Genomic DNA, 23150 nt, shown 5'->3' with positions numbered 1-23150 from the left:
CGCGAGCGACGCAGAGAACCCGAGAAGGGAGACACCGGTGCTGACCAGAGCCCTCGGCCGCACGCCCTACTACGTCGTCGCCGGAGGACTGGCCGTCATCTTCCTCTTCCCGCTGCTGTGGAACGCCTGGGCCTCGGTCAGCGCACAGCCCGGCACCGCGCAGGAGTCCGGCCACGGCCTCGGCAACTACCGCACACTGCTCGACTACGACGCCGGCCTGTGGCGGTACCTCGGCAACAGTGCCGTCGTCTCCGCGCTCACCGTCGCGCTGACCCTCGGCGTCTCCCTGCTCGGCGGCTACGCCTTCGCCCGCTTCGACTTCCCCGGCAAGAACCTGCTGTTCCTGCTGACCCTGGCCATCCTCATGGTCCCGTACGCCACGCTCCTGATCCCGCTCTACGTGCTGCTCGGCAGGCTCCACCTCCAGAACTCGCTGCTCGGGCTGAGCCTGGTACTGGCCATGTTCCAACTGCCGTTCGCCACCTTCATGATGCGGATCTCCTTCGAGGCGGTGCCGCGCGAACTGGAGGAGTCGGCCCTGGTCGACGGATGCGGCACCGCGGGCGCGCTGCGCCGGGTGCTCCTTCCGGCGGTGCGGCCGGGGCTGATCACGGTGGGGCTGTTCGCCTTCCTGGCGGCCTGGAACGACTTCATCGCACCGCTGATCCTCATCTCGGACAGCGAGAAGGCGCCCCTGCCGCTGGCCGTGGCGAACCTCCGCCAGCAGAGCATGGGCGCCGTCGACTACGGCGCCACCGAAGCCGGGGTGGTGGTGCTCGCCGTGCCCTGCCTGCTCCTCTTCCTGCTGCTGCAACGGCACTACGTGCGGGGCTTCATGGCGGGCGCCCTCAAGGGCTGAAGCCCTGGCACCCGCACGGTCGACCCGCACGGACAACCTGACGGACCACCCGCGCGGACAACCTGACGGACCACCGAAGGGACGGAACCGAAGGCATGAACTGGTGAGGGAGAACACGGTGCGGTCATCCTTTCTGCCGGTGGCGCCGACCCGGGGGCGGCTGCGTCCGCTCGGCCTCGACGAGGTGCGGATCACCGGGGGCTTCTGGGCCCGGCGCCGGCAGACCAACGCGGCCGCCACACTCGACCACTGCCGGGACTGGATGGAGCGCGTCGGCTGGACCGGAAACTTCCGGGCCGCCGTGGAGGGCCGGATCCACCGGGACCGGCGGGGCCGGGAGTTCGCCGACTCCGACGTCTACAAGCTGCTCGAAGCCATGGCCTGGCAGGCGGGGCAGGCCCCCGGCGGTTCGCTCGACGCACAGATCGCCGCCCTCACCGAGACCATCGCCCCCGCCCAGGAACCGGACGGCTACCTCAACACCGCCTTCGGCCGCCCCGGTCAGCAGCCCCGCTACAGCGACCTCGAATGGGGTCATGAGCTGTACTGCTACGGCCATCTGATCCAGGCGGGCGTGGCCCAGATCCGGGCTCGCGGCGAGGGCGAGCTGGCGAAGATCGCCCGGCGGGCCGCCGACCACGTGTGCGCCACCTTCGGACCGGGCGGCGTCGAGGGCGTCTGCGGACACCCGGAGATCGAGACGGCCCTGGTCGAACTGGCCAGGGCGACGGGGGAGCAGCGCTACCTCGACCAGGCCGCCCTCTTCGTCGACCGCCGCGGGCACGGCACCCTCGCCGATCCCGAATTCGGCCGCGTCTACTACCAGGACGACCAGCCCGTCCGACAGGCCACGGCGCTGCGCGGGCACGCCGTCCGCGCTCTCTACCTCGCGTCCGGCGCCGTCGACGTGGCGGTGGAGACGGGGGACGACGTCCTGCTCGACGCGGTCGTACGGCAGTGGGAGACGGCGGTCGCCCGGCGCACGTACCTCACCGGCGGCATGGGCTCGCACCACCGGGACGAGTCCTTCGGCGACGACTTCGTCCTGCCGCCGGACCGCGCCTACTCGGAGACCTGCGCCGGCGTGGCCTCCGTGATGCTGAGCTGGCGGCTGCTGCTCGCCACCGGTGAGCCGCGCTACGCCGACCTGGCGGAGCGGACCCTGTTCAACGTGGTCGCGACCTCTCCGTCGGAGGACGGCCGGGCCTTCTTCTACGCCAACACCCTGCACCGGCGCCGCCGCGGCACCGTACCGGCGCCGGACGCCGACAGCCCACGCGCCGAATCGAGCCTGCGTGCCCCCTGGTTCGCGGTGTCCTGCTGCCCGACCAACGTGGCCCGGACCCTGGCCCTGCTGCCCGGCTACCTGGCGACGGCGGACGACGACGGCATCCAGCTGCACCAGTACGCGGACGCCGAGATCGTCACCGCCCTCGCGGGCGGCCACGGCGTCGCGCTGCGCGTCCGTACCGACTACCCCTCCGGCGGGAGCGTGAGCGTACGGATCGACCGGACGCCGGACCGCCCCTGGACGCTGTCGCTGCGCGTCCCCGCGTGGACGGAGGGTTCCCCGGCCCGGCTGGTCGCCCCGGACGGCGCGCGCGATGTCGTAGCGCCGGGCACGGCCTCGGTCACGCGGCTGTTCCGGCCCGGTGACGAGGTACGGCTCGAACTGCCCGTGGTCCCCCGCTGGATCGGGCCCGACCCGCGCATCGACGCGGTGCGCGGCACCGCCGCCGTCCAGCGCGGCCCGCTGGTGTACTGCGCCGAGTCCGTGGACCTGCCGGACGGACACGAGGTCGACGCCGTACGAGTGGACGCGTCCGCCGAGCCGTGGGACGGGCCGGACGGCACGGTCCTGGCGCCCGGTGAACTCGTGTCCCCGCGCGACGAGCCGCGCGACGCGACCTGGCCGTACCGGCCGCCCGGCCGGGCCCCCGCTCCCGCCGCCGAGCGCACCGGCATCGTCCTGGTGCCGTACCACTCCTGGGCGCGCCGAGGCCCCTCGACGATGCGCGTCTGGCTGCCGACGAGGACGGAGCCGCCGACCGCGCCCCCGGAGAGGTAGTCGCACCCCGGTGAGCCGACCGGCTTCGTGCCCATGAGGCCGGGCGGCACCCCTGCAACGCGTTCCACGACCATGCCGATCCGTCCCCCCCCCACACACAAACGGAGCCCAGCATGTCCCAACCCCCCACTCGCCGACGCCTGTTGAGGCTGGCCGCCGGGACCGCGGCCGCCGTCCCGCTGCTGCAAGCGACCCCGGCGGCAGCCCGTACCCCCGCCGCCGCTTCCACCACCACGCCGCTCGCCGGGCCTCCGGCGCACGTCCCGGCCGCCGCTGTCCCGGCCACCGCTGTCCCGGCATCCGCCCCGCCGACCTGGGCGGTGCATCCCTTCCCGCTGGACCAGGTGACGCTCGGCGACAGCGTCTTCCGCCGCAAGCGCGATCTGATGCTCGACTACGCCAGGGCCTACCCGGCCGACCGCATCCTGGCCGTCTTCCGGGCCAACGCGGGGCTCGACACCCGAGGGGCCCGGCCGCCGGGCGGCTGGGAGAGCGCCGACGGCAATCTGCGCGGCCACTACGGCGGTCACTTCCTCACCCTCGTCGCCCAGGCGTACGCCGACACGCGCGAGGCGGCGCTCAAGACCAAGCTCGACCTCCTGGTCGCCGCGCTCGGCGAGTGCCAGCAGGCCCTGGCCGACCACGGCTCGCCTAAACCGAGCCACCCCGGCTATCTGGCGGCGTACCCGGAGACACAGTTCGTCCTGCTCGAGAGCTACACGACCTACCCCACCATCTGGGCGCCCTACTACACCTGCCACAAGATCATGCGCGGACTCCTCGACGCGTACGCACTGGGCGGGAACGCACAGGCCCTCGCCATCGCCTCGAAGATGGGCGACTGGGTGCACAGCAGGCTGGGCCGGCTGCCGAAGGCGCAGCTGGAGCGCATGTGGTCGATCTACATCGCCGGCGAGTACGGCGGGATGAACGAGGTGATGGCGGACCTGCACGCCCTCACCGGACGGGCGGAGCACCTCACCGCCGCCCGCTGCTTCGACAACACCGCGCTGCTGGACGCCTGTGCCGGCGACCGGGACATCCTGGACGGCCGCCACGCCAACCAGCACATTCCCCAGTTCACCGGCTATGCGCGGCTGTTCGACCACACGGGGGACGAGAAGTACGCGACCGCGGCCCGCAACTTCTGGCACATGGTGGCGGGCCCCCGGACGTACAGTCAGGGCGGCACGGGCCAGGGCGAGATGTTCCGGGCCCGGAACGCCGTCGCGGCCACCCTCGGCGACAACAACGCCGAGACCTGCGCGACGTACAACCTGCTCAAGCTGAGCAGGCAGTTGTTCTTCCACGAGCCGGACCCCGCCTACATGGACCACTACGAGCGGGGCCTGACCAACCACATCCTCGCCTCGCGCCGGGACACCGCGAGCACGGTCAGTCCGGAGGTCACCTACTTCGTCGGCATGGGCCCGGGGGTGGTGCGGGAGTACGACAACACCGGCACCTGCTGCGGCGGCACCGGTATGGAGAACCACACCAAGTACCAGGACTCGGTCTACTTCCGCTCCGCCGACGGCAACGCGGTCTACGTCAACCTCTACCTCGCCTCCACCCTGCGCCTTCCTGAGCGGGGGCTCGTCATCGAGCAGGCGAGCACCTACCCGGCCGAGGGCGTGCGCACCCTGACGTTCCGTGAGGGCGGCGGCGCACTCGACCTGAAGCTGAGGGTGCCGTCCTGGGCCACGGCGGGCTTCACCGTCGCGGTCAACGGCGTCCGGCAGCAGGCCCTGGCGGTGCCCGGCAGCTACCTCACCCTGAGCAGGAACTGGCGGCGCGGCGACCGGGTCACGATCTCGGCCCCCTACCGCCTGCGCGTCGAGAGGGCGCTGGACGACCCCACCGTCCAGTCGCTGTTCCACGGTCCGGTCCTGCTGGTCGCGCGGAGTCGGGAGACGGCATTCCGGCAGTTCTCCTTCTACCGCGACTTCACGTTGCGGGGCGACCTGGCCGACGCGGTCCGACCGGAGGGCCGCCCCCAGTACTTCACCACGCACGGCCTGACCCTGGCCCCGTTCCATGTCGCGGACGACGCCGCCTACCACGCCTACTTCCGCCGTACCGAGCCGGTCGTCGTCTTCGGCGCCACCGACTCGGGGGTGGCGAACCGCGCCCGCGGGGACGGCCTGACCTTCCTCGACGTCCTCTGGGAGCAGGCGCCGTTCGCGACCTCCGCCCGTTTCGTGGACGCGGTGCGCGCCCTGGCCGACGGCTGGCTGGCGGAGGGCCGTTTCACCCTGTCCGAACGGGACCGCGTCGTCACGGCCGCGGTCGCGGCGGACCTGCGCCGCTGAGGACGGCTTCATGACGTCGCGGTTTCACGGCTTCACCGAACGTGCACACAGCTGCACACGGCTCCACGGGAGCTTAAAAGTTCAAGCGCTACGCTCGTCGGCAGTTCGAGTGGCCGAGGAAGCCCCCACGGCGCGCCGCTCACTTCCCCCCTGCACAGGAGACGCGCGTGCGCGACGGCGACATAGTGGTGATCGGCGGCGGCTACGCGGGCGTCCGGCTCGCGAAACGGCTGGACACGACGGCCCGGGTCACCTTGGTCGACCGCAAGGAGGTCTTCTTCCACCGCATCGCCTCGCTCCGGGCCGGCGTGCGTCCGGAGTGGTCGGTCACCCCCTTCATTCCGTACGACCGGCTGCTGCGCGAGGGCCGGGTGGTCGTGGGCAAGGCGGTGCGCGTCGACACGGCCGAACAGCAGGTCGTCCTGGCGACCGGCGAACGGCTTCCCTACGACGTCGTCGTGATCGCCACCGGCGCCGACTACCCCGAACCGGCCCGTTTCACCGGCACCACCACCGAGGAGACGATCAAGTCCTTCGCCGGCCACCAGCGCAAGATCGCCGCCGCCGAACACGTCCTCGTCGTCGGCGGTGGGCCCTCCGGCGTCGAGCTCAGCGCGGAGATACGTCTGGCCCGGCCGGACGCCCGGGTCACGCTCGCCCACGCCGGGGCGGCGCTGCTCGACTCCGCCGGCAGTGAGCGGGCCGGACGCCGAGCGCTGGCCTGGCTGGAGTCCCACGACGTGGAGGTGCGGCTCGACTCGTTCATGTCCCCCGGAAACGACTTCGGCACCTATCGCGACGCGCGCGGCAACGTCATCGGCGCGGACCTCTCCTTCTGGGCGACGGGCACCACACCCAACACGCTCTGGCTGCGGCTGGCCGGACACGGCGACTGGCTGAACCCGGCCGGTCACATCAAGGTCGACCGCAGGCTCAGGGTCGACGGGCGCCCGGACGTGTTCGCGGTCGGCGACGTGAACGACGCCACCGAACTCAAGATCACCCCTGCGGCGCTGGCCCAGGCCGATCTCGCCGCGCACAACATCCGCGTCCACCTGAAGAGTTCCGGCAGGCACCGCAAGGAGCCCCGCCTCTACCGGCCGGCCCGGCGCACCCCGCTCATCGTGCCCTTCGGCCCGGCCGACGGGCTGACCGTGCTGCCCGTGCCGGGCGGCGAGAGCGCCGTGCTCGGCAGCCGCACCTCCGTGACGGCGAAGGCGAAGACCCTCATGACCCCGTACATGAGACGCCAACTCGGCTACAGCGCCGGCTGAACCGGCTCCACGCGAGCTTCTCGCCCGGCAAGCAGAACGAACTCGAGGAGCGCCGGTCGGCTCCGGCGACGCGGGACGACGAGGAGGACGACGCGCCGGCGAACCGAACGACGGTGGCCCTGGAGGGCGGGGTCGCGGTCGTGCGGATGCCGCGGGGCGGCCGGTGGTCGCGCGGCCCGGATCATGGTCGGTCGCGAGCCTTCTGCCTGCCGGGACGAGGTGAATCGGTCGCGGGTCCACCGCCATGGGTGATCCACCATGGCGGTGCCGCCGAACTCCCGTGCGTCCTGCGGTGCCTGACGGCCTCTGTCGTCAAGGGGTGCGGGGCGCCGCCGTGCTGCGGCGGACGACGAGGCGAGGCGTCATCGTGGTCTGCTGGGCGCGATCCCGTTGCCCCTCCACGCGCTCGATGAGCATCTTCGCGGCGGTGGCGCCCATCGTGTGGCCGGCCTGGTCGACGCTGGTGAGCTGTACGGGAGTCAGGGCCGCGATGGCGGTGTTGTTGTAGCCGGCCAGGGACAGGTCCTGCGGGACGCGCAGCCCCAGCCCGTCGGCGGCGCGCAGGACGCCGAGGGCGGCCACGTCCGCACCGGTCATGATGGCCGTGGGCGGCTCCTCGCCGGTCAGCAGCTGCATGCCGGCCTTGTAGCCGCCGTCGTCGGAGTAGGCGGCCTGCAGGACATGGGCGAACTCCTGGAGGCCGTGCCGCTCCATGGCCTCCAGATAGCCACTGGTCAGCACGATTTCCGGAGTGCGCTTCCACAGGCTCGCCCTGGTCCCGGGCGAGGCGACGAGGGCGATGCGGCGGTGGCCCAGGGACACGAGGTGGTCCACCACGAGTCCCGCTCCGGTGCCGTCCGCGTCCACGACCGAATCGTGGACGTCGGCGGTGTCGTGGTGGCCGATGACGACCGTGGGGGTGGCGGCCGCCATGGTGAGGACCTCGCTGCGCGGCGCTCCCGGGGCGATCAGGATCAGGCCGTCCATCTGGCGGTCCGCCATGGACCGGATGGTCCTGGACTGGTTGTCCGCTCCGAATCCGGCCGCCCCGATCAGGACGGTGTAGTCGCTGTCGTGCAGCTGGTCGCGGATCCCGTCGAGGATGTCGGCGAAGAAGGCGTTGCGGATGTTGTCCAGCAGGACGCCGATCGTGTAGGTGCGCCCTCGCATGCCCCGGGCCGCGGCGTGCGGCCGGTAGTCGAGTTCGGCCATGGCGGCGCGGACCCGCTCCTGCATGGCGGGGCTCACCCCGTAGGCGTTGCGCAGCACTTTGGAGACCGCCGCCGTGGACACGCCGGCGTGCCGCGCCACGTCCGTGATCGTCACGCGTTTCCGCTTCGGCGTGGAGTCCATACGTGGCGTACCCCCGATTCCTGGTGACCTATACAACGATCTACATCATCGCTTGCGTCGGTCGGAGAGCTGTCGACCGTCTTTCTGCGATGTTACGGCCTGATGTCTTGACGCAACAGTGGGTGGAGTGCACTGTAGTGCCACTTCTCGTGGAGAACGTTATACAAAGACCCGGCCGATCGGACCGCCCCCTCGCACCGGCCGTCCCACACCCCCGCTCCGCCCGACGACAGGGAAGCCAAGTGATCATCGACTCGTCCCGTGCCAGAAGGGCACGGATCATCGGTCTGACCGCGAGCACCGCCGTGGTCGCCGTATTCGTGTCCGCGTGCGGCGGCACGGGCGGAGGCTCCGCTTCCGCACCGAAGGACTTCAGCTACCTCACGAACGTCGAGAACACCACGGTGAAGACCGCCCTGGGTACGTTGTCGAAGGGCGCCTGCTCGGCGGAGAACAAGGCGCTGCCGCTGAAGGTGGACACCGTCCCGCAGACCAGCCTGGACCAGAAACTCCAGCTGCTCGCCGGCCAGAACGCCCTGCCCGTGCAGTTCGCGGCGGGCAACGCGCCCGCCCTGACCGATCAGCTATACAAGTCCGGCAAGATCGCGGACCTGGAGAAGAAGCTGAAGGAACTGGGTGTCTACGACCGGATCGAGCCGTCCGCCATCTCCACCATCAAGGCCCTGTACGGCGGCAAGGTCGAGGTCCTGCCGTACGAGTACAACATCGAGGGCATCTTCTACAACAAGAAGATCTTCAGCGACAACGGGCTGTCGGTGCCCACGACCTGGGACGCTCTGGTGGCCGACGCCGCCGCGCTGGAGTCGAAGGGTGTGCAGCCGTTCTCGGCCTCCGGGCAGCAGGGCTGGCCGATCACCCGGCTGGTCAGCGCCTACCTCTACCGCAGCCTCGGCCCCGACGCGCTCAAGGACGTCGCCGACGGCAAGGCGAAACTGACCGACCCGGCCTATGTGAAGGCGGCCGAGGAGGTCGCAGACCTGGGCAAGAAGGGCTACTTCGGCAAGGGCGTCGGATCGATCGACTACGACACGGCGTTCAACACGTTCCTCACGGGCAAGGCCGCCATGTTCTACATGGGCAGCTGGGCACTGACGAACATCGCCGACCCCGAGCAGAACAAGGTGGGCGCCGAGAACATCGGCTTCATGCCGTTCCCGGCCGTTTCCGGCGGCAAGGGGTCCATCGACCAGTACCCCTCGAACGTCGGCCTGGCGATGACCCTGGGCGACAAGACCTTCGACAGCAAGGTCGGCGCCTGGGTGAAGTGCATCGGTGAGAACTACGGCAGCACCGCGCTGAAGGACCAGGGCTCCATCTCCGGTTTCAAGGCCAACACTCCGGTCGACGACCCGAACGAGATCACCCGGCAGGTCCGTACGACCATCGGCGAGTCGAAGCAGAACGTCCTGTGGTTCGAGGCCCTGTTCAGCACCAAGGCGACGACCGTGAGCCAGACCAACGCGGCGAGCCTGGCGAGCGGCGGCATGAGTGCGGAGAAGTTCATGCAGACCGTGCAGGACGCCCTGTCGAGCAAGTGAGACACGGGCGCCCGCGGCCCGGGGGCCGTCTCCCCACCGCTCCCGGGCCGCGCCCCGCACCTCACCGGCAGGCCTCTTCACCTCAACGAAGTGGACACCACCCATGCACCGCGTACTCGGTGACCGCAGGGCCATCGCGATCCTGATAGGTCCCGCACTCCTCGTCTACTCCCTCGTCATGCTGATCCCGATGGTGTGGTCACTGGGTTACTCCTTCACCAAGGGCAACACCATCGACGGCTTCACCGGCAACGGTGTCGCCAACTTCACGCACCTCTTCGAGGACCCGGCCGTCCGTGACGCGCTCTGGTTCACGCTCAAGTACGCCCTCGTCGTGACCGCCGGGCAGGTCCTCGCCGGCTATCTGCTCGCCCTGCTGTACGTCTTCTTCCTCAAGCGCGCCTCGGCGCTGGTCCGCACCCTGGTGTTCTTCCCGGTCGTCCTGCCGACCGTGGCGGTCGGCCTGCTCTTCCAGAAGCTGTTCCAGGTCGCCCCGCAGACAGGCCCGGTCAACTCGCTGCTCAACGCCGTCGGCCTGGACTCGATCGACTGGTTCGGCACGGCCGGGCACGCCTTCTGGGTCCTGGTCGTCATGGACGTCTGGCGCTCGATGGGGTTCTACGCCGTCCTGCTCTTCGCGGGCCTGGTCGACATCCCCGAGGAAGTCCTGGAGTCGGCCCGCCTGGACGGGGCGTCGGGGCTGCGGCTGGTACGGCACATCGTGCTGCCCCTTTCCTTCCCCGTGCTGATGTCGTCCCTCATCTTCAGCATCAACGGCACGCTGAAGGTCTTCGACTCCATCGTCGCCCTCACCAACGGCGGTCCCGGCAACGCCACCACCCCGCTGACCCTCTACATGTTCCAGACGTCGTTCACGTACAGCGACTACGGCTACGGAAGCACCATCGCGCTGCTGCTGACGGTGGTGTGTCTGCTGGTGACCCTGGTCGTCTTCCGCGTCTCGCGGCGCGACCTCACGAAGGGCTGAGCCATGGCCATCGACACGCCACTTCGCAAGCACGCCTCCCGCGGCGGCAGGCCGCCCTCCGGCACCCGTCCGCGGCGCCGCCGTCCCGGTCGGATCTGGGTGAAGGCCGTCGTCGCACTGCTGCTCGTCGTCGAGATCTACCCGCTGCTGTGGATGTTCCTGACCTCGCTGAAGTCCAACAGCGACTACCTGAACAACTCCACCTGGAGTCTGCCCTCGACCTGGGAGTGGGGGAACTACGGCGAGGCCTGGACCACCGGCCACATCGGTCTGTACGTGCGGAACAGCCTGCTGGCCGTTCTCCCGTCCCTCGCGCTGATCCTGCTGCTCGGCACCGCGGCGGGGTTCGCCCTCCAGATCATGGTGTGGAAGGGCCGCGGTTTCACCCTGCTGATCTTCCTGACGGGCATCATGGTGCCCTCCCAGATGATCCTGCTGCCCCTGTTCACGGTGTACTTCCAGGCCGGGCTGTCGGGCACCCTGTGGCCGCTGATCCTCACCTACACCGGCACCGGTCTGCCGCTGACCGTCTTCATGATGGCCACGTACTACCGGACCGTGCCCCGCGAGCTGTTCGAGGCGGCCACCATCGACGGCGCCGGCATCCTGCGGGCCTTCTGGAGCATCAGCCTCCCCATGGTCCGCAACGCCGTCCTCACCGTCGGCCTGGTGCAGTTCTTCTTCATCTGGAACGACCTGCTCATCGCGCTGACCTTCACCAACGACCAGGACCTGCGCACCGTCCAGGTCGGTCTGCTCAACTTCACCGGCGACTTCGGCGCCACGCAGTACGGACCGCTGTTCGCGGCCATCTGCATCAACGTCTTCGGCACGCTCGTGATCTACCTGTTCCTCAACCAGAAGGTCATGAAGGGCCTGACCGGCGGAGCCGTCAAGGGCTGACACCCGCTCAACTCCCCCCACCACGCCGGTCGTCGCACCGCCCCTCACGGAAGGTCCCCCTTTGATGTCCCTTCAGCCTGCCCCGGTGTCGTTCGAGCACCTGCCCGACGGCCTCGGTATCGGTGTCGCCGCCCCACGGCTGTCCTGGACGCTGCCGGCCGGCGCCGGCAGCCAGGACGGCTACGAGATCGAGCTCGACCGCGACGGCCGCGAACACCGCACCGGCCGTGTCGACAGCGCCGACCAGATCCTCGTCCCGTGGCCCGGCGAGCCCCTCACCTCCCGCGAGCGCGTCACCGTCCGGGTGCGCGTGTGGACGGGCGGCGGCGGGGAACCGTCGGACTGGAGCCCGGCCCGCGTGGTCGAGGCGGGCCTGCTGGAACCGTCCGACTGGAGGGCCGTCCCCGTGGGCCCGGCCTGGAGGGAGGACCCCGACAGCGACCGCCGGCCGGCCCGGGTGCGCAAGGACTTCACCCTGGCACGGCCCGTCGCCCGCGCCCGCCTCTACGTGACCGCGCACGGCCTGTACGAGGCGGAGCTCAACGGCAGGCGGGTCGGTGACGACGCGCTGTCTCCCGGCTGGACGGTGTACGGCGAGCGTCTGCGGTACCGCACCCACGACGTGACCGACCACCTCACCGAAGGCGCCAACACCCTCGGCGCCTGGCTCGCCGACGGCTGGTACCGCGGCCGCCTCGGTTTCGACGGAGGCACCCGCAACCTCTACGGCACCGACCTCTCCCTGATCGCCCAGCTGGAGGTCACCCACGACGACGGCACGACCACGGTCCTCGCCACCGACGGCTCCTGGACCGCCGCCCCCGGGCCGATCCTCTTCAGCGGCCTGTACGAGGGGGAGGCCTTCGACGCCCGTCTCGACGACCCCGCCTGGGCGACGCCCGGAGCCTCGGCGGACGGGACGCCCGTCGCCGTGGGGAGCAGGGACCCCCGCACGCTCATCGCCCCCCAGGGCCCGCCGGTGCGCTGCACCGAGGAGGTGACCCCGGTATCCGTGACGCCCAAGGGCGGCGGCCGCCACCTGCTCGACTTCGGCCAGAACCTCGTGGGCCGCCTCCGCCTCACCGTCGACGGGCCGGCCGGGACCACCCTCACCCTGCGCCATGCCGAAATCCTCCAGGACGGCGAACTGGCCACCCGCCCGTTGCGCGGCGCCACCGCCACCGACACCTACGTGCTGGCGGGCGACGGACCGCGCACCTGGCAGCCGCGCTTCACCCTGCACGGCTTTCGCTACGCCGAAGTCGCGGGGTGGCCCGGGGAGTTGACCGACGGCGCGGTGACCGCCCTGGTCCACCACACGGACATGGTCCGCACCGGCTGGTTCGAGTGCAGCGACCCGCTGATCAACCGCCTGCACGAGAACGTCGTGTGGAGCATGCGCGGCAACTTCGTCGACATCCCCACCGACTGCCCGGCCCGCGACGAGCGCCTCGGCTGGACGGGGGACCTCCAGGTCTTCGCCCCCACCGCGAGCTTCCTCTACGACTGCGCGGGGATGCTCGACTCCTGGCTCGCCGACGTGGCGGTCGAACAGCTCCCCGACGGGACGGTGCCCTGGTACGTGCCGGTCATCCCCGGCGGCGAGCAGTGGACCCCCGTCCAGCCGGGCGCGGCCTGGGGAGATGTCGCCTCCCTCACCCCCTGGGTGCTCTACCGGCGATTCGGCGACCTCGAACTGCTCCGCAGGCACTTCCCCATGGGCCGTGCCTGGGTGGACCTGATAGAGCGGCTGGCCGGCCCCGGCCGTCTGTGGGACACCGGATATCAACTGGGGGACTGGCTCGACCCCAGCGCGCCGCCCGACGACCCCACCGCCACCCGCACCGACCGCCATCTCGTCGCCACCGCCTACTTCGCCCGGTCGGCCCGTCATCTCTCCTGGGCCGCCGAGGAGTTGGGCGACGCCGAGGCGGCGGAGCGGTACGGCACCCTCGCCGACGAGGTCGCCCGGGCCTTCCGGCGCCGCTACGTGCTGCCGTCCGGCGGGATGACCAGCGACAGCCCCACCGCGTACTCCGTGGCCATCGTCTTCGGCCTGTTCGACGACGAGGTCCGGCGCCGGTACGCCGGCGACCGGCTCGCGGAGCTGGTACTGGAGGACGACGCCCGGATCGCCACCGGCTTCGTCGGCACGCCCCTCATCTGCGACGCGCTGACCGACACCGGGCACCTCGACGTCGCCTACCGGCTGCTCACCCAGACCGAATGCCCCTCGTGGCTCTATCCGGTCACCCAGGGCGCGACGACCGTCTGGGAACGCTGGGACAGCCTGCGCCCCGACGGCACCCTCAACCCCGGAGGCATGACCTCCTTCAACCACTACGCCCTCGGCGCCGTCGCGGACTGGCTGCACCGCGTCGTCGGCGGCATCGCCCCCGCCGCGCCCGGCTACCGCGCCATCGCCTACCGGCCGCGCCCGGGAGGCGGCATCACCTGGGCCGACACCCGCCACGAGACGCCGTACGGCACGGCTGCCCTGTCCTGGGAGCTGACCGAGGGCGGGATGACGGCCCGGGTCACCGTGCCCGACGGATGCCGCGGCACGGTCGAGCTCCCGGGCCGCGAGCCCGTGGAACTCGGCCCCGGGGACCACCTCGTGGAAGCCACCGGCGTCCGCCGGGACGCCGCCTAGATACACGGTGCCGGGCCGACCGGCCCCGGCCCGGCCCCGTGGCCCCGGCCCGGCCCCGTCGTACTGCCCCGGCCCCGTCGTACCGCCCCCGCACCGCCCCCGCCCCCCCCCGTACCGCCCCGGCACCCCCGCGCCCCCCGTACCGCTGTTCGCACCGCCGCACCACACCCCTGAGCACCCGCACCTCCCGTCCTGCCCGTCCTAAGGAGTACGGAAGTAATGAATCGTTTCAGAGGTATGACCCGCCGCCAGCTGGTGACCGCCGCCGTGCTGGGTACCGCGGGTGCCATGGCCACCGGTGTCCCCGCCTCCGCCGCCACCCGGTCCGCGGGCGACGCGCCCTCCGCGCAGCCGTGGCGCGACCCCGCCGCGTCGGCGGACCGGCGTGCCGACCTGCTCCTCGCGGCGATGACGCACGACGAGAAGGTCACCCTGATCACCGCCGTGGAGGTCGCGGACCACCTGCCCCTGGAGTACCTGGGCATCCCGGCGATGACACGGGTGGACGCCTCGGACGGTCTGCGCGGCGACAAGGGCGTGACCGCCTTCCCGGCACCGAACGCGCTGGCCGCCACCTTCGACACCGAACTGGCGCAGGAGTACGGGCGGGCGATCGGCGCCGAGGCCCGGGCCAAGGGCTGGAACGTGCTGCTCGGCCCGACCGTCGACATCGACCGCGACCCCCGCAACGGCCGCGAGGCCGAGTCCTACGGTGAGGACCCCCTCGTCAACGGCCTGATCGGGGCCGCCGTGACCAGGGGCTTCCAGCAGAACCACGTCATCGCCCAGGTCAAGCACTTCACCGTCTACAACCAGGAGGACGGACGGAACTCCCTGGACGTGAGGGTCTCCGAGCGGGCCCTGCGCGAGCTGTACTACCCGGCCTTCGAACACGCCGTCCGCGACGGCGGCGCACTCTCGGTCATGGGCTCGTACCCCAAGGTCAACGGCGTCTTCGCCTGCCAGAACGAGCATCTCATCACCGCCCTGAAGCAGGACCTGGGTCTGAAGGGCTACCTGGGCACCGACTTCCAGCCGTCGGCGGACCCCGTCGAGATCATCAAGGCGGGTGTCGACTCGGGCGCGCTCGAGCCGGACGTCCCCGAGGCGGCCTTCTCCGACGGGCGCATCCCCGTGACACGGACGAACGACGCCGCCCGCCGCATCCTGTATGCGCTCTTCGCCTCCGGCGCCTTCGACCACCCGCTGCCCGCCGCGCCCGCCGAGGTCGTGACGACGCCGGAACACCAGGCGCTCGCACGGGTGACGGGGGAGCGGGCCACCGTGCTGCTCAAGAACGCCGGAAGGCTCCTCCCGCTGTCGAAGAAGAAGACGGTCGCCGTGATCGGACCCGCCGGCAAGGACGCCGTCACGGGTGTGGAGGGCTCCTCGTACGTGGAACCGGGCGACTTCACCACGGCCGCCGACGCGATCAGGGGCAAGGCGGGCGCAGGCCGCGTGCTCGTCGCGCAGGGCTCCTACGGCGACGTGGCGCTGCCGGTCGTCCCGGCGGGCGTCTTCGCCACCCCCGACGGAGAGCCCGGCCTGCACGCCGAGTTCTTCGACAACGAGGCCTTCGAGGGGGACGCGGTCGCCGTCGCGACGACCCCCGGCGTCGACTTCCGCCGGGGCAACCCGGTCACCCTGCCGCATCCGGGGAAGTGGTCCGCGCGCTGGACGGGCACGATCACTCCGCCGGCCACCGGCTGGGTGCGCTTCTCGGCCCTGCTGTCCGGCGCGGCCAAGGTGACCGTGGACGGGACGACCGTCTTCGACGCGTCCCGTTTCGTGTGGGACTTCTTCTTCGCGCCGCAGGAGTACACGGTCGGCGGCGTCACCCGGCTGACGGCGGGCAGGCCCGTCGGGATCACCGTGGAGTACTCCACGAAGGACGCCGGCTTCAACGGGCCGAGCATGAAGCTCTGCTGGCAGCCCGACTCCCTCATTCCCGCGGCGGTGGCGGCGGCGCGGAAGGCGGACACCGCCGTGGTGTTCGTCAACAACTTCACCGGCGAGGCCGTGGACCGCGACTCCCTCGCTCTGCCCGGCGACCAGAACCAGCTCATCGAGGCCGTGGCCGCCGTCAATCCCGACACCGTGGTCGTACTGAACACCTCGGGCCCCGTGCTGATGCCGTGGATCGGTGCGGTGAAGGGGGTCGTCCAGGGCTGGTACCAGGGCGCCGCGACCGGCACCGCCCTCGCGAACGTGCTGTACGGCGACGCCGAACCCGGTGGCCGGCTCCCGGTCACCTTCCCGGCCCGTGAGGACCAGGGACCCGTCAGGTACGAGGGCGGCAAGAGCGACGGGGCGAACGGTGTCATCGCCTACGACGAGGGGATCTACGTCGGCTACAAGTGGTTCGACAAACACCGTCAGAAGCCGCTCTTCCCCTTCGGCCACGGCCTGTCGTACACCTCCTTCGCCTACACCCGGCTGCGGATCGACGGCATCGACCTCGGGGACGCGCGGGACACCGCCAGGGTCCGGGTCGAGGTGCGCAACACCGGCCGGCGCGCCGGCTCCGACGTCGTCCAGGTCTACCGAGGCCACCTGCCGACCAGGACCGACACCCCGGAGCGGCAGCTGGTCGGGTTCGCCCGGGTGTCGCTCGAACCGGGTGAGCGGCGGACCGTCACGATCGAGATCGACCGCCGCGCGCTGTCGTACTGGGACGAGTCCAGGAGCCGCTGGGTCACGCCCACCGGCACGGTGCCCGTCTTCGTCGGCCGCTCCGTCGCCGACATCGCGTGCGCGGGCGTCGTCAAGGTCGAGTAGGCCCGGTCGGGAAGCGCCGGTCACCGGCCCCCTCTCGACGGGAGCCGCGCAGGTCTTCGACGACCTGGTGGCGTCCCCCCGGGCCGGACCGGTGACCCGCGGTCCGAGGTGCCGGGGCGTGCGGGCGGCGTGATCCTTGTGGTGACGGACCCGGTCCGGCCGGAACGTCGGAGCAGGCCGAGAGGATCACCATGCGCCGCTATCCCCCCATCGCGGACCACGGGCTGGTCGGCGACCTCCAGACGGCCGCCCTCATCTCGTCCGACGGAGTGGTCGACTGGTTCTGCGCCCCGCGCTTCGACTCGCCCAGCCTCTTCGCCGCGCTGCTGGACCATGAGCGGGGCGGTCACTTCGCCGTCACGGTCGACGGGGCGGACGTCACCACCCGCCAGTTGTACCTGGCCGACACCGCCGTCCTGATCACCCGCTTCCTCACCCCCGGCGGGGTCGGCGAGGTCGTCGACTTCATGCCGGTGGAGCGTCCGGAGACGGCGACGGACCGGCACCGGCTGATCCGCGTCATGCGGGTGACCCGCGGCCGGGTCCGCTTCGCGCTGTCCTGCCGCCCGCGCTTCGACTACGGCCGCGCCGTGCACCGCCTCGACCTGCACCCGGGCATCGCGCACTTCTCGGGCCCGGGCACCGACGCGTTCCTGCGGAGCGCGGGGCCGGTGACCCTGCAACGGGACGGCGAGGACGTCGAGGGCTCCGTCGAGCTGGGCCACGGAGAGCGGGCCGCCGTGGTCCTGACCGTGTGCGCGACGGGAGCCGAGCCGCCCGCCCCGCCCACCGTCGAGAGCCTGCGGGCGGACTTCGACGGGACCCGGGGCTTCTGGTACCGCTGGCTCCGGCGCAGCCGCTACCGGGGCCGCTGGCAGGACACGGTCAACCGGTCCGCCATCACGCTGAAGCTGCTCACCTACGCCCCCACCGGCGCCCCCGTCGCGGCGGTGACGGCCGGCCTGCCCGAACAGCCCGGCGGCGAACGCAACTGGGACTACCGCTACACCTGGGTGCGGGACGCCTCCCTCTCGATGCAGGCCCTGCTCGGCCTGGGCTTCACCGACGAGGCACTCGCCTTCCGGCACTGGCTCGGGGAGCGCGTACGGGACGGCCGCACGGTCACCGGCGAACCCCTTCAGATCATGTACCGGATCGACGGAGACCCCCACCTCGCCGAGGAGATCCTCGGCCATCTGGAGGGCTACCGGGGCTCGGCCCCCGTCCGCGTCGGCAACGGCGCCGCCGACCAGCTCCAGCTCGACATCTACGGCGAGGCGGTGCACGCCCTCACCCGCACCGACGACCTCGTCCACGGCGCGGGCTACGACGGGTGGCTGAGTCTGGCCGGGCTGCTGGACTGGCTCACGGAGAACTGGGACCGCCCCGACGAGGGCATCTGGGAGACCCGGGGCGGCCGGCAGGACTTCACCTACAGCCGCCTGATGTGCTGGACGGCCTTCGACCGCGGCATCCGTCTCGCCAGGGACTTCGCCCGCCCCGCCGACCTGTCCGGCTGGATCGCCGCCCGAGACGCCATCCTTCGTCAGGTGATGGAACGCGGCTGGAGCCGGCGGCGCGAGGCGTTCGTCCAGCACTACGGCAGCGAGGTCCTGGACGCCTCCCTCCTGCTGATGCCGGCGGTCGGCTTCATCACCCCGCGCGACCCGCGGTGGCTGTCCACCCTCGACGCCATGGAACGGGAACTCGTCTCCGACAGCCTCGTCTACCGCTACGACCCGGCCGCCACGCCCGACGGCCTGCGAGGCAGCGAGGGCACCTTCTCGCTGTGCAGCTTCCTGTACGTCGACGCCCTCGCCCGGGCGGGCCGCGTCGACCAGGCCCGCTACGCCTTCGACAAGATGCTCACCTACGCCAACCATGTCGGCCTCTTCGCCGAGGAGATCGGCCCCACCGGCGAACAACTCGGCAACTTCCCGCAGGCGTTCACCCACCTCGCCCTCATCGGTTCCGCCCTCGCGCTCGACGAGGAACTGGCGCGCGCACACCGCTGACGCCGGGCGGACCGGCGCGGGCGCACCGGGAGCGGACGGGCGGCCACCGGCGCGGGGCCGGGAGATCGGCGGGGCGGACCTGGCGCCGACGGCGCCGTGCTCGTCGAGGACGACCCGCCACGGTGCGTCCGTCGGTCCGGCGGGCGTCGCCGCAGCCGGCGGAACGCCTCTCGACGAGGCCTACGCGCCCGTACGGCGTAACGTCGTCCTTGTGGACCTGACGGCTGCCGGTCTCGTGTCCCGTGTCGTACGCGAGCTCGGTTCACGAGCTGACGAGCTGATCGCCGAGGTGGAGCGCCGCCTGCGGCGGGAGCTTCCCGAGCTGTGGGACGACCCCGACATCGCGCGTATGGCGGCGGAGAACGTCGCCGATCACATCGCCGCCGGGCTGTTCGGCCTCGAGCACGCCATCGAGCCGGGCCTGATCGAACCACCGCCCGCCGATGTGGACCGCGCGCGCCGGCTGGCCCGGCACGGCACCCCGCTCGGCACGATGCTGCGGGCCTTCCGGCTGGCGCAGACCATCGTCCTCGACCGGCTGCTCGCGGAGCTGCCCCGGTTCACCGAAGACGCCGAGCTGGTCAGCGCGGCCACCCGGCAGGTGATCGCGACGGCGGCCGCGTACGTGGACCGCACCTCGGAGCAGGGCGTCGTCGCGTTCCAGGAGGAGCGGGACCGCCGGCTGCAATGGCGGCTGGCGATGGTGAACGAGGCGGGCGTGCGCATCGGCACCACCCTGGACATCGGCCGCACCACACAGGAGCTGGCCGACCACGCCGTCGAGCACTTCGCCGACCTCGTCACCGTCGACCTGCTCGACGCCGCGCTGCACGGCCACGAATCCCCCGGCGAAGGCCCCCTCCTGCTCCGCCGGACCGCGTGGGCGCCGGCGACCGACGGCGACCCGGGAGCGGGCGCCGCACCGCAGGAGCTCCACATCTGCCCGGACGGATCGCCCGAGGCTCGTGCCCTGACCACCGGACAGCCCGCCAAGCACCACGGCGACCCGGCCGACGCCGACGCCCCTCGCATCCACTCCATCCTGGTGGTGCCGCTGCGCGCCCGCGGCGCCACGCTCGGCGTCGCCCGGTTCTCCCGGAACCACAACCCCGTCCTCTACGACGACGAGGACCTGCTCCTCGCCCAGGAGATCGCCGCCCGGGCGGCCGTGGCCGTCGACAACGCCCGCCGCTACAGCTACGCCCGCGCCACCGCCCTCACCCTCCAGCGCAGCCTGCTGCCGCGCGGCGCGCCGCTGCAGTCCGCGGTCGAGGTCGCCTACCGCTACCTTCCCGCGGGCGACCGGGTCGGCGTGGGCGGCGACTGGTACGACGTCATCCCGCTGTCCGGCGCCCGGGTCGCCCTCGTCGTGGGCGACGTCGTCGGCCACGGCATCCACGCCGCCGCCACCATGGGCCGCCTGCGGACCGCCGTACGCACCCTGGCGGACATCGACCTGCCGCCCGACGAACTCCTCACGCACCTCGACGACATCGTCCTGCGCCCGTCCGGCGAAGCCTCCGAGGACGTGGACGGCGAAGCCCCTGCCGACGTGGACGGCGAGACCGCCGGGGACACGGGCGCCACCTGCCTGTACGCCGTCTACGACCCCGTCTCCCGGCGCTTCACCCTGGCCCGCGCGGGACATGTGCCGCCCGCCCTGGTGACCCCGGACGGAACGGCCGAGATCCTGGAGCTGCCGCCCGGCCCGCCGCTCGGCCTGGGCGGCCTGCCGTTCGAGGCGGCGGAGGTCGAGCTCCCCGAGGGCAGCCTCCTCGCCCTCTACACCGACGGCCTGGTCGAGTCCCGCGACCACGACGTCGACGCCGGTCTCGCCCGGCTGCGCCACGCACTCACCCAGCCGGCCTCCTCCCTCGAGGCCATCTGCGACCACGTCGTCGAGACCCTGCTCCCGGCCCGGCCGGACGACGACGTCGCCCTGCTCCTGGCCCGCACCCACGCCCTGGGCGCCGACCAGGTCGCCACCTGGGACCTGCCCGCCGAACCCGCCGCGGTCGCGCGGGCCCGCTCGGACGTGTCCCGGCAGCTGAGCGACTGGGGCCTCGAAAAGCTCGACTACACCGCCGAACTGGTCGTCAGTGAACTGGTCACCAACGCGATCCGCTACGGCCAACCCCCCATCCGGCTGCGCCTCATCCACGACCGCGCCCTCCTCTGCGAGGTCTCCGACGGCAGCAGCACCACCCCCCACCTGCGCCGGGCCCGGGTCTTCGACGAAGGCGGCCGAGGCCTGCTCCTGGTCGCCCAGCTCGCCGAACACTGGGGAACCCGCCACGCCCGCCGCGGCAAGACGGTCTGGGCCGAACTGAGCGACTCCGCCGGACTTCCGGCACCGGCTTTCACGCAGGGCCGGCCTCGGCGGCGGCGCGCGCAGAACACAGCGTGATCGCCCTCGGCCTCGGGCGCGTACCTCTCGCCACCGCTCGCCTCGCGCGATAGAACCTCCCGGACCTGGGCACAAGATCGATGATCTTCGTTTCGCGTACCCGGGAGGAACCACCGCCATGGCCGTACCCCCGCACGTTCCGGAGCCCGCGCGTAGCCCGCGGCGGTTCGAACTCCGTTCCACGGCCGTGTACTTCGTGCTGCTCGCCATCCTGCTGACGCTGCTGGGCACGGTCGCCCGCACCGCCACGGCCGCGGCGCAGAGCCGCCCCGGCTGGGCTGTCGCGCTCGTGCTCGTCGGCGCCGCCAGTGTGGTCGCCGGCCGTCGCGGACGGCGCGGGATCTCGGCGAGGAGGCTCGCGCGCCGGGCCGCGAAGTCCCTGGAGGCGGCCACGGAGACGGTGGTCGAGGCTCTCGACACCGCGCCGCCGGCCGTCGCTTCGGGCCCGGCCGTGTCCCGGACGGAGTTCGTCGGCGGGGGACCCGACGTGGAACCGACGGTCCCGCTCGGCCACCCCCTCGGCCGGCCCTGCGACGACCCGCTCGACGATGTGCCGGCCGCCACCGAGGAGATCGGATACGAGGAGCTGGACCCCTACGAGTTCGAGGAGGCGATAGCCGAGCTGTGCCGACGCGACGGCTGCACCGAGGTGGAGGTCGTCGGCGGGGCCGGTGATCTGGGCGCCGATGTCGTGGCGAGGACGCCGGACGGACGCGTGCTCGTCGTCCAGTGCAAGCGGTACAGCGACACCAACCGCGTCGGTTCCCAGGACATGCAGCGCTTCGGCGGGACGTGCTTCCCCGTGCACGGGGCCGAGGTCGCGGCGGTCGTCACCACCGGCGACTTCACTGCGCCCGCCGTCGAGTACGCGCAGCAATGCGGCATCGTGTGCGTGGACGGCGAGGACCTCGGGCGTTGGCAGGACGCGACGGGTCCGAGGCCGTGGGAGCCGGAGTTCGTGGCGGGCTGAACCGGTGACCCTCCAGAAGATCCGGGTGTACGGCGAGAGAGGCGGCGGACAGTGCGCGACGAGGCGGGCGGCGAAGCGGGCGGAGAAACGGTCGACGCAGCGGGTGGGGGAGGAAGCGGCGCTGCGGGCAGCACGTCCGCGTTGGTGGTGCGGCACCGGCCGGCCGGCTCGCCGGGCGCCGCGGTCGTGGTCCTGCACGGCGGCCGGGAGCACAGCCGGGAGGCGTCACGGGGCTGGCACCTGGCCGCCCTGCGCATGCGTCCCGTCCTCCGGGCGGCCGTGGCCGCGACGGACCGTGAGGACGTGCTGGTCGCCGAGGTGCGCTACCGCTACCGGGGCTGGAACGCGACCGCCGACCCCGTCCACGACACCGTACGGGCCCTCGACGAACTCCGCCGGACGGTCGGCGAGGTGCCCGTGACGCTGGTCGGGCACTCGATGGGCGGCCGGGCGGCGCTACGGGCGGCGGCCGACCCCGCGGTGCGTGGTGTCCTGGCGCTCGCTCCGTGGTGCCCGCCCGGCGAACCCGTCGACCAGCTCGGCGGGAAGCGGGTCGTCGTACTGCACGGGGACCGCGACCGGGTGACCGATCCGGGGGAGTCCGAGGACTACGTCCGACGCGCCCGGCGGACGGCGGCGCAGGCAGGCCTCGTCCTCGTCCGCCGCGGTGACCACGCCATGCTCCGGCGCTGCGCCGACTGGCACCGTGCCACCGCCGCGATCGTCGCCCAACTCCTGCGACCGGAACGGGTCATGGAAGGCCTCGCCGGCGAGGCCTGCGCGGCGGACGGCCCCCTGCCGTGGTGACCGGGGCGGGACCGACTCCGTCCGGCGACGGGTCGCGCCGAGGGCGTCCGGGGCATGTCCCGGGCGCCGCTTCGCAGTCCACCGCGACCGCTTCGGGGCCCCCATGGTCACCCGCACCCGGGTCATCGGGGACAATACGATGACGTCACCGCGGGCGGTACGGCTGTCGAACCGTCAGGAGACGTCACAAAAGCGCCGGTTCGA

Annotated in this window: 14 protein-coding genes and 1 pseudogene; 14 read left to right on the top strand and 1 reads right to left on the bottom strand. The window is 72.0% G+C overall.

Annotated elements, in window-relative coordinates; translation table 11 throughout:
- Positions 1–37: 37 nt before the first annotated feature.
- The 5 genes and pseudogenes from ABT070_RS25310 to ABT070_RS25290 all read left to right on the top strand — a co-directional run.
- Positions 38–859 carry a carbohydrate ABC transporter permease gene (locus ABT070_RS25310; RefSeq protein WP_351764139.1) on the top strand — a complete coding sequence of 274 codons (822 nt, stop codon included), beginning with the start codon at positions 38–40 and terminating at the stop codon, positions 857–859.
- 118 nt (positions 860–977) lie between these two features.
- Entirely contained in the window at positions 978–2927 is a 1950-nt protein-coding gene (locus ABT070_RS25305) for a glycoside hydrolase family 127 protein (RefSeq protein ID WP_351764138.1), read from the top strand.
- A gap of 113 nt (positions 2928–3040) precedes the next feature.
- Positions 3041–5239 (top strand): beta-L-arabinofuranosidase domain-containing protein, encoded by a 2199-nt coding sequence (locus ABT070_RS25300; protein WP_351764137.1) that lies wholly within the window; start codon positions 3041–3043, stop codon positions 5237–5239.
- Between the two features lie 167 nt (positions 5240–5406).
- Entirely contained in the window at positions 5407–6513 is a 1107-nt protein-coding gene (locus tag ABT070_RS25295) for an NAD(P)/FAD-dependent oxidoreductase (protein ID WP_351764136.1), read from the top strand.
- A gap of 2 nt (positions 6514–6515) precedes the next feature.
- Positions 6516–6674, top strand: a pseudogene (locus ABT070_RS25290) (DUF6191 domain-containing protein); the annotation flags it as partial.
- 151 nt (positions 6675–6825) lie between these two features.
- On the opposite strand, the gene ABT070_RS25285 reads toward ABT070_RS25290, so the two are convergent.
- Complete coding sequence (locus ABT070_RS25285) at positions 6826–7866, bottom strand: LacI family DNA-binding transcriptional regulator (RefSeq protein WP_351764135.1); 1041 nt, start codon at positions 7864–7866, stop codon at positions 6826–6828.
- Between the two features lie 242 nt (positions 7867–8108).
- On the opposite strand from ABT070_RS25285, the gene ABT070_RS25280 reads away from it, so the two are divergent.
- From ABT070_RS25280 to ABT070_RS25240, 9 genes are all read left to right on the top strand, one after another.
- Positions 8109–9425 (top strand): ABC transporter substrate-binding protein, encoded by a 1317-nt coding sequence (locus ABT070_RS25280; RefSeq protein ID WP_351764134.1) that lies wholly within the window; start codon positions 8109–8111, stop codon positions 9423–9425.
- A gap of 103 nt (positions 9426–9528) precedes the next feature.
- Entirely contained in the window at positions 9529–10413 is an 885-nt protein-coding gene (locus ABT070_RS25275; protein WP_351764133.1) for a carbohydrate ABC transporter permease, read from the top strand.
- Positions 10414–10416: 3 nt separating this feature from the next.
- Positions 10417–11316, top strand: coding sequence for a carbohydrate ABC transporter permease (locus ABT070_RS25270; RefSeq protein WP_351764132.1), 900 nt, complete (start codon positions 10417–10419; stop codon positions 11314–11316).
- 85 nt (positions 11317–11401) lie between these two features.
- Entirely contained in the window at positions 11402–13969 is a 2568-nt protein-coding gene (locus ABT070_RS25265) for a family 78 glycoside hydrolase catalytic domain (RefSeq protein WP_351764131.1), read from the top strand.
- A 219-nt stretch (positions 13970–14188) separates the two neighbouring features.
- Positions 14189–16747 carry a beta-glucosidase gene (locus ABT070_RS25260; RefSeq protein ID WP_351764130.1) on the top strand — a complete coding sequence of 853 codons (2559 nt, stop codon included), beginning with the start codon at positions 14189–14191 and terminating at the stop codon, positions 16745–16747.
- Between the two features lie 191 nt (positions 16748–16938).
- Positions 16939–18762 (top strand): glycoside hydrolase family 15 protein, encoded by a 1824-nt coding sequence (locus ABT070_RS25255; protein WP_351764129.1) that lies wholly within the window; start codon positions 16939–16941, stop codon positions 18760–18762.
- A gap of 211 nt (positions 18763–18973) precedes the next feature.
- Positions 18974–21169: an ATP-binding SpoIIE family protein phosphatase gene (locus ABT070_RS25250; RefSeq protein ID WP_351764128.1), complete on the top strand. Its 2196-nt coding sequence runs from the start codon at positions 18974–18976 to the stop codon at positions 21167–21169.
- Between the two features lie 118 nt (positions 21170–21287).
- Positions 21288–22139, top strand: coding sequence for a restriction endonuclease (locus ABT070_RS25245; protein ID WP_351764127.1), 852 nt, complete (start codon positions 21288–21290; stop codon positions 22137–22139).
- A 141-nt stretch (positions 22140–22280) separates the two neighbouring features.
- Positions 22281–22946, top strand: coding sequence for an alpha/beta hydrolase (locus ABT070_RS25240; RefSeq protein WP_351764254.1), 666 nt, complete (start codon positions 22281–22283; stop codon positions 22944–22946).
- The last annotated feature ends 204 nt before the right edge of the window (positions 22947–23150 follow it).

The organism is Streptomyces sp. NPDC002884 (assembly GCF_040295245.1).
In the GTDB taxonomy this organism is placed as follows: Bacteria; Actinomycetota; Actinomycetes; order Streptomycetales; family Streptomycetaceae; genus Streptomyces.
The sequence above is the reverse complement of the archived record's forward strand: the minus strand, read 5'-3'. Positions and strand labels throughout refer to the sequence as shown.

Excerpts from the sequence above, each read along its gene's own strand:
- ABT070_RS25285 (WP_351764135.1), bottom strand. The coding sequence starts at position 7,866 with ATGGACTCCACGCCGAAGCGGAAACGCGTGACGATCACGGACGTGGCG.
- ABT070_RS25255 (WP_351764129.1), top strand. The coding sequence starts at position 16,939 with ATGCGCCGCTATCCCCCCATCGCGGACCACGGGCTGGTCGGCGACCTC.
- ABT070_RS25270 (WP_351764132.1), top strand. The coding sequence starts at position 10,417 with ATGGCCATCGACACGCCACTTCGCAAGCACGCCTCCCGCGGCGGCAGG.
- ABT070_RS25245 (WP_351764127.1), top strand. The coding sequence starts at position 21,288 with ATGGCCGTACCCCCGCACGTTCCGGAGCCCGCGCGTAGCCCGCGGCGG.
- ABT070_RS25260 (WP_351764130.1), top strand. The coding sequence starts at position 14,189 with ATGAATCGTTTCAGAGGTATGACCCGCCGCCAGCTGGTGACCGCCGCC.
- ABT070_RS25275 (WP_351764133.1), top strand. The coding sequence starts at position 9,529 with ATGCACCGCGTACTCGGTGACCGCAGGGCCATCGCGATCCTGATAGGT.
- ABT070_RS25300 (WP_351764137.1), top strand. The coding sequence starts at position 3,041 with ATGTCCCAACCCCCCACTCGCCGACGCCTGTTGAGGCTGGCCGCCGGG.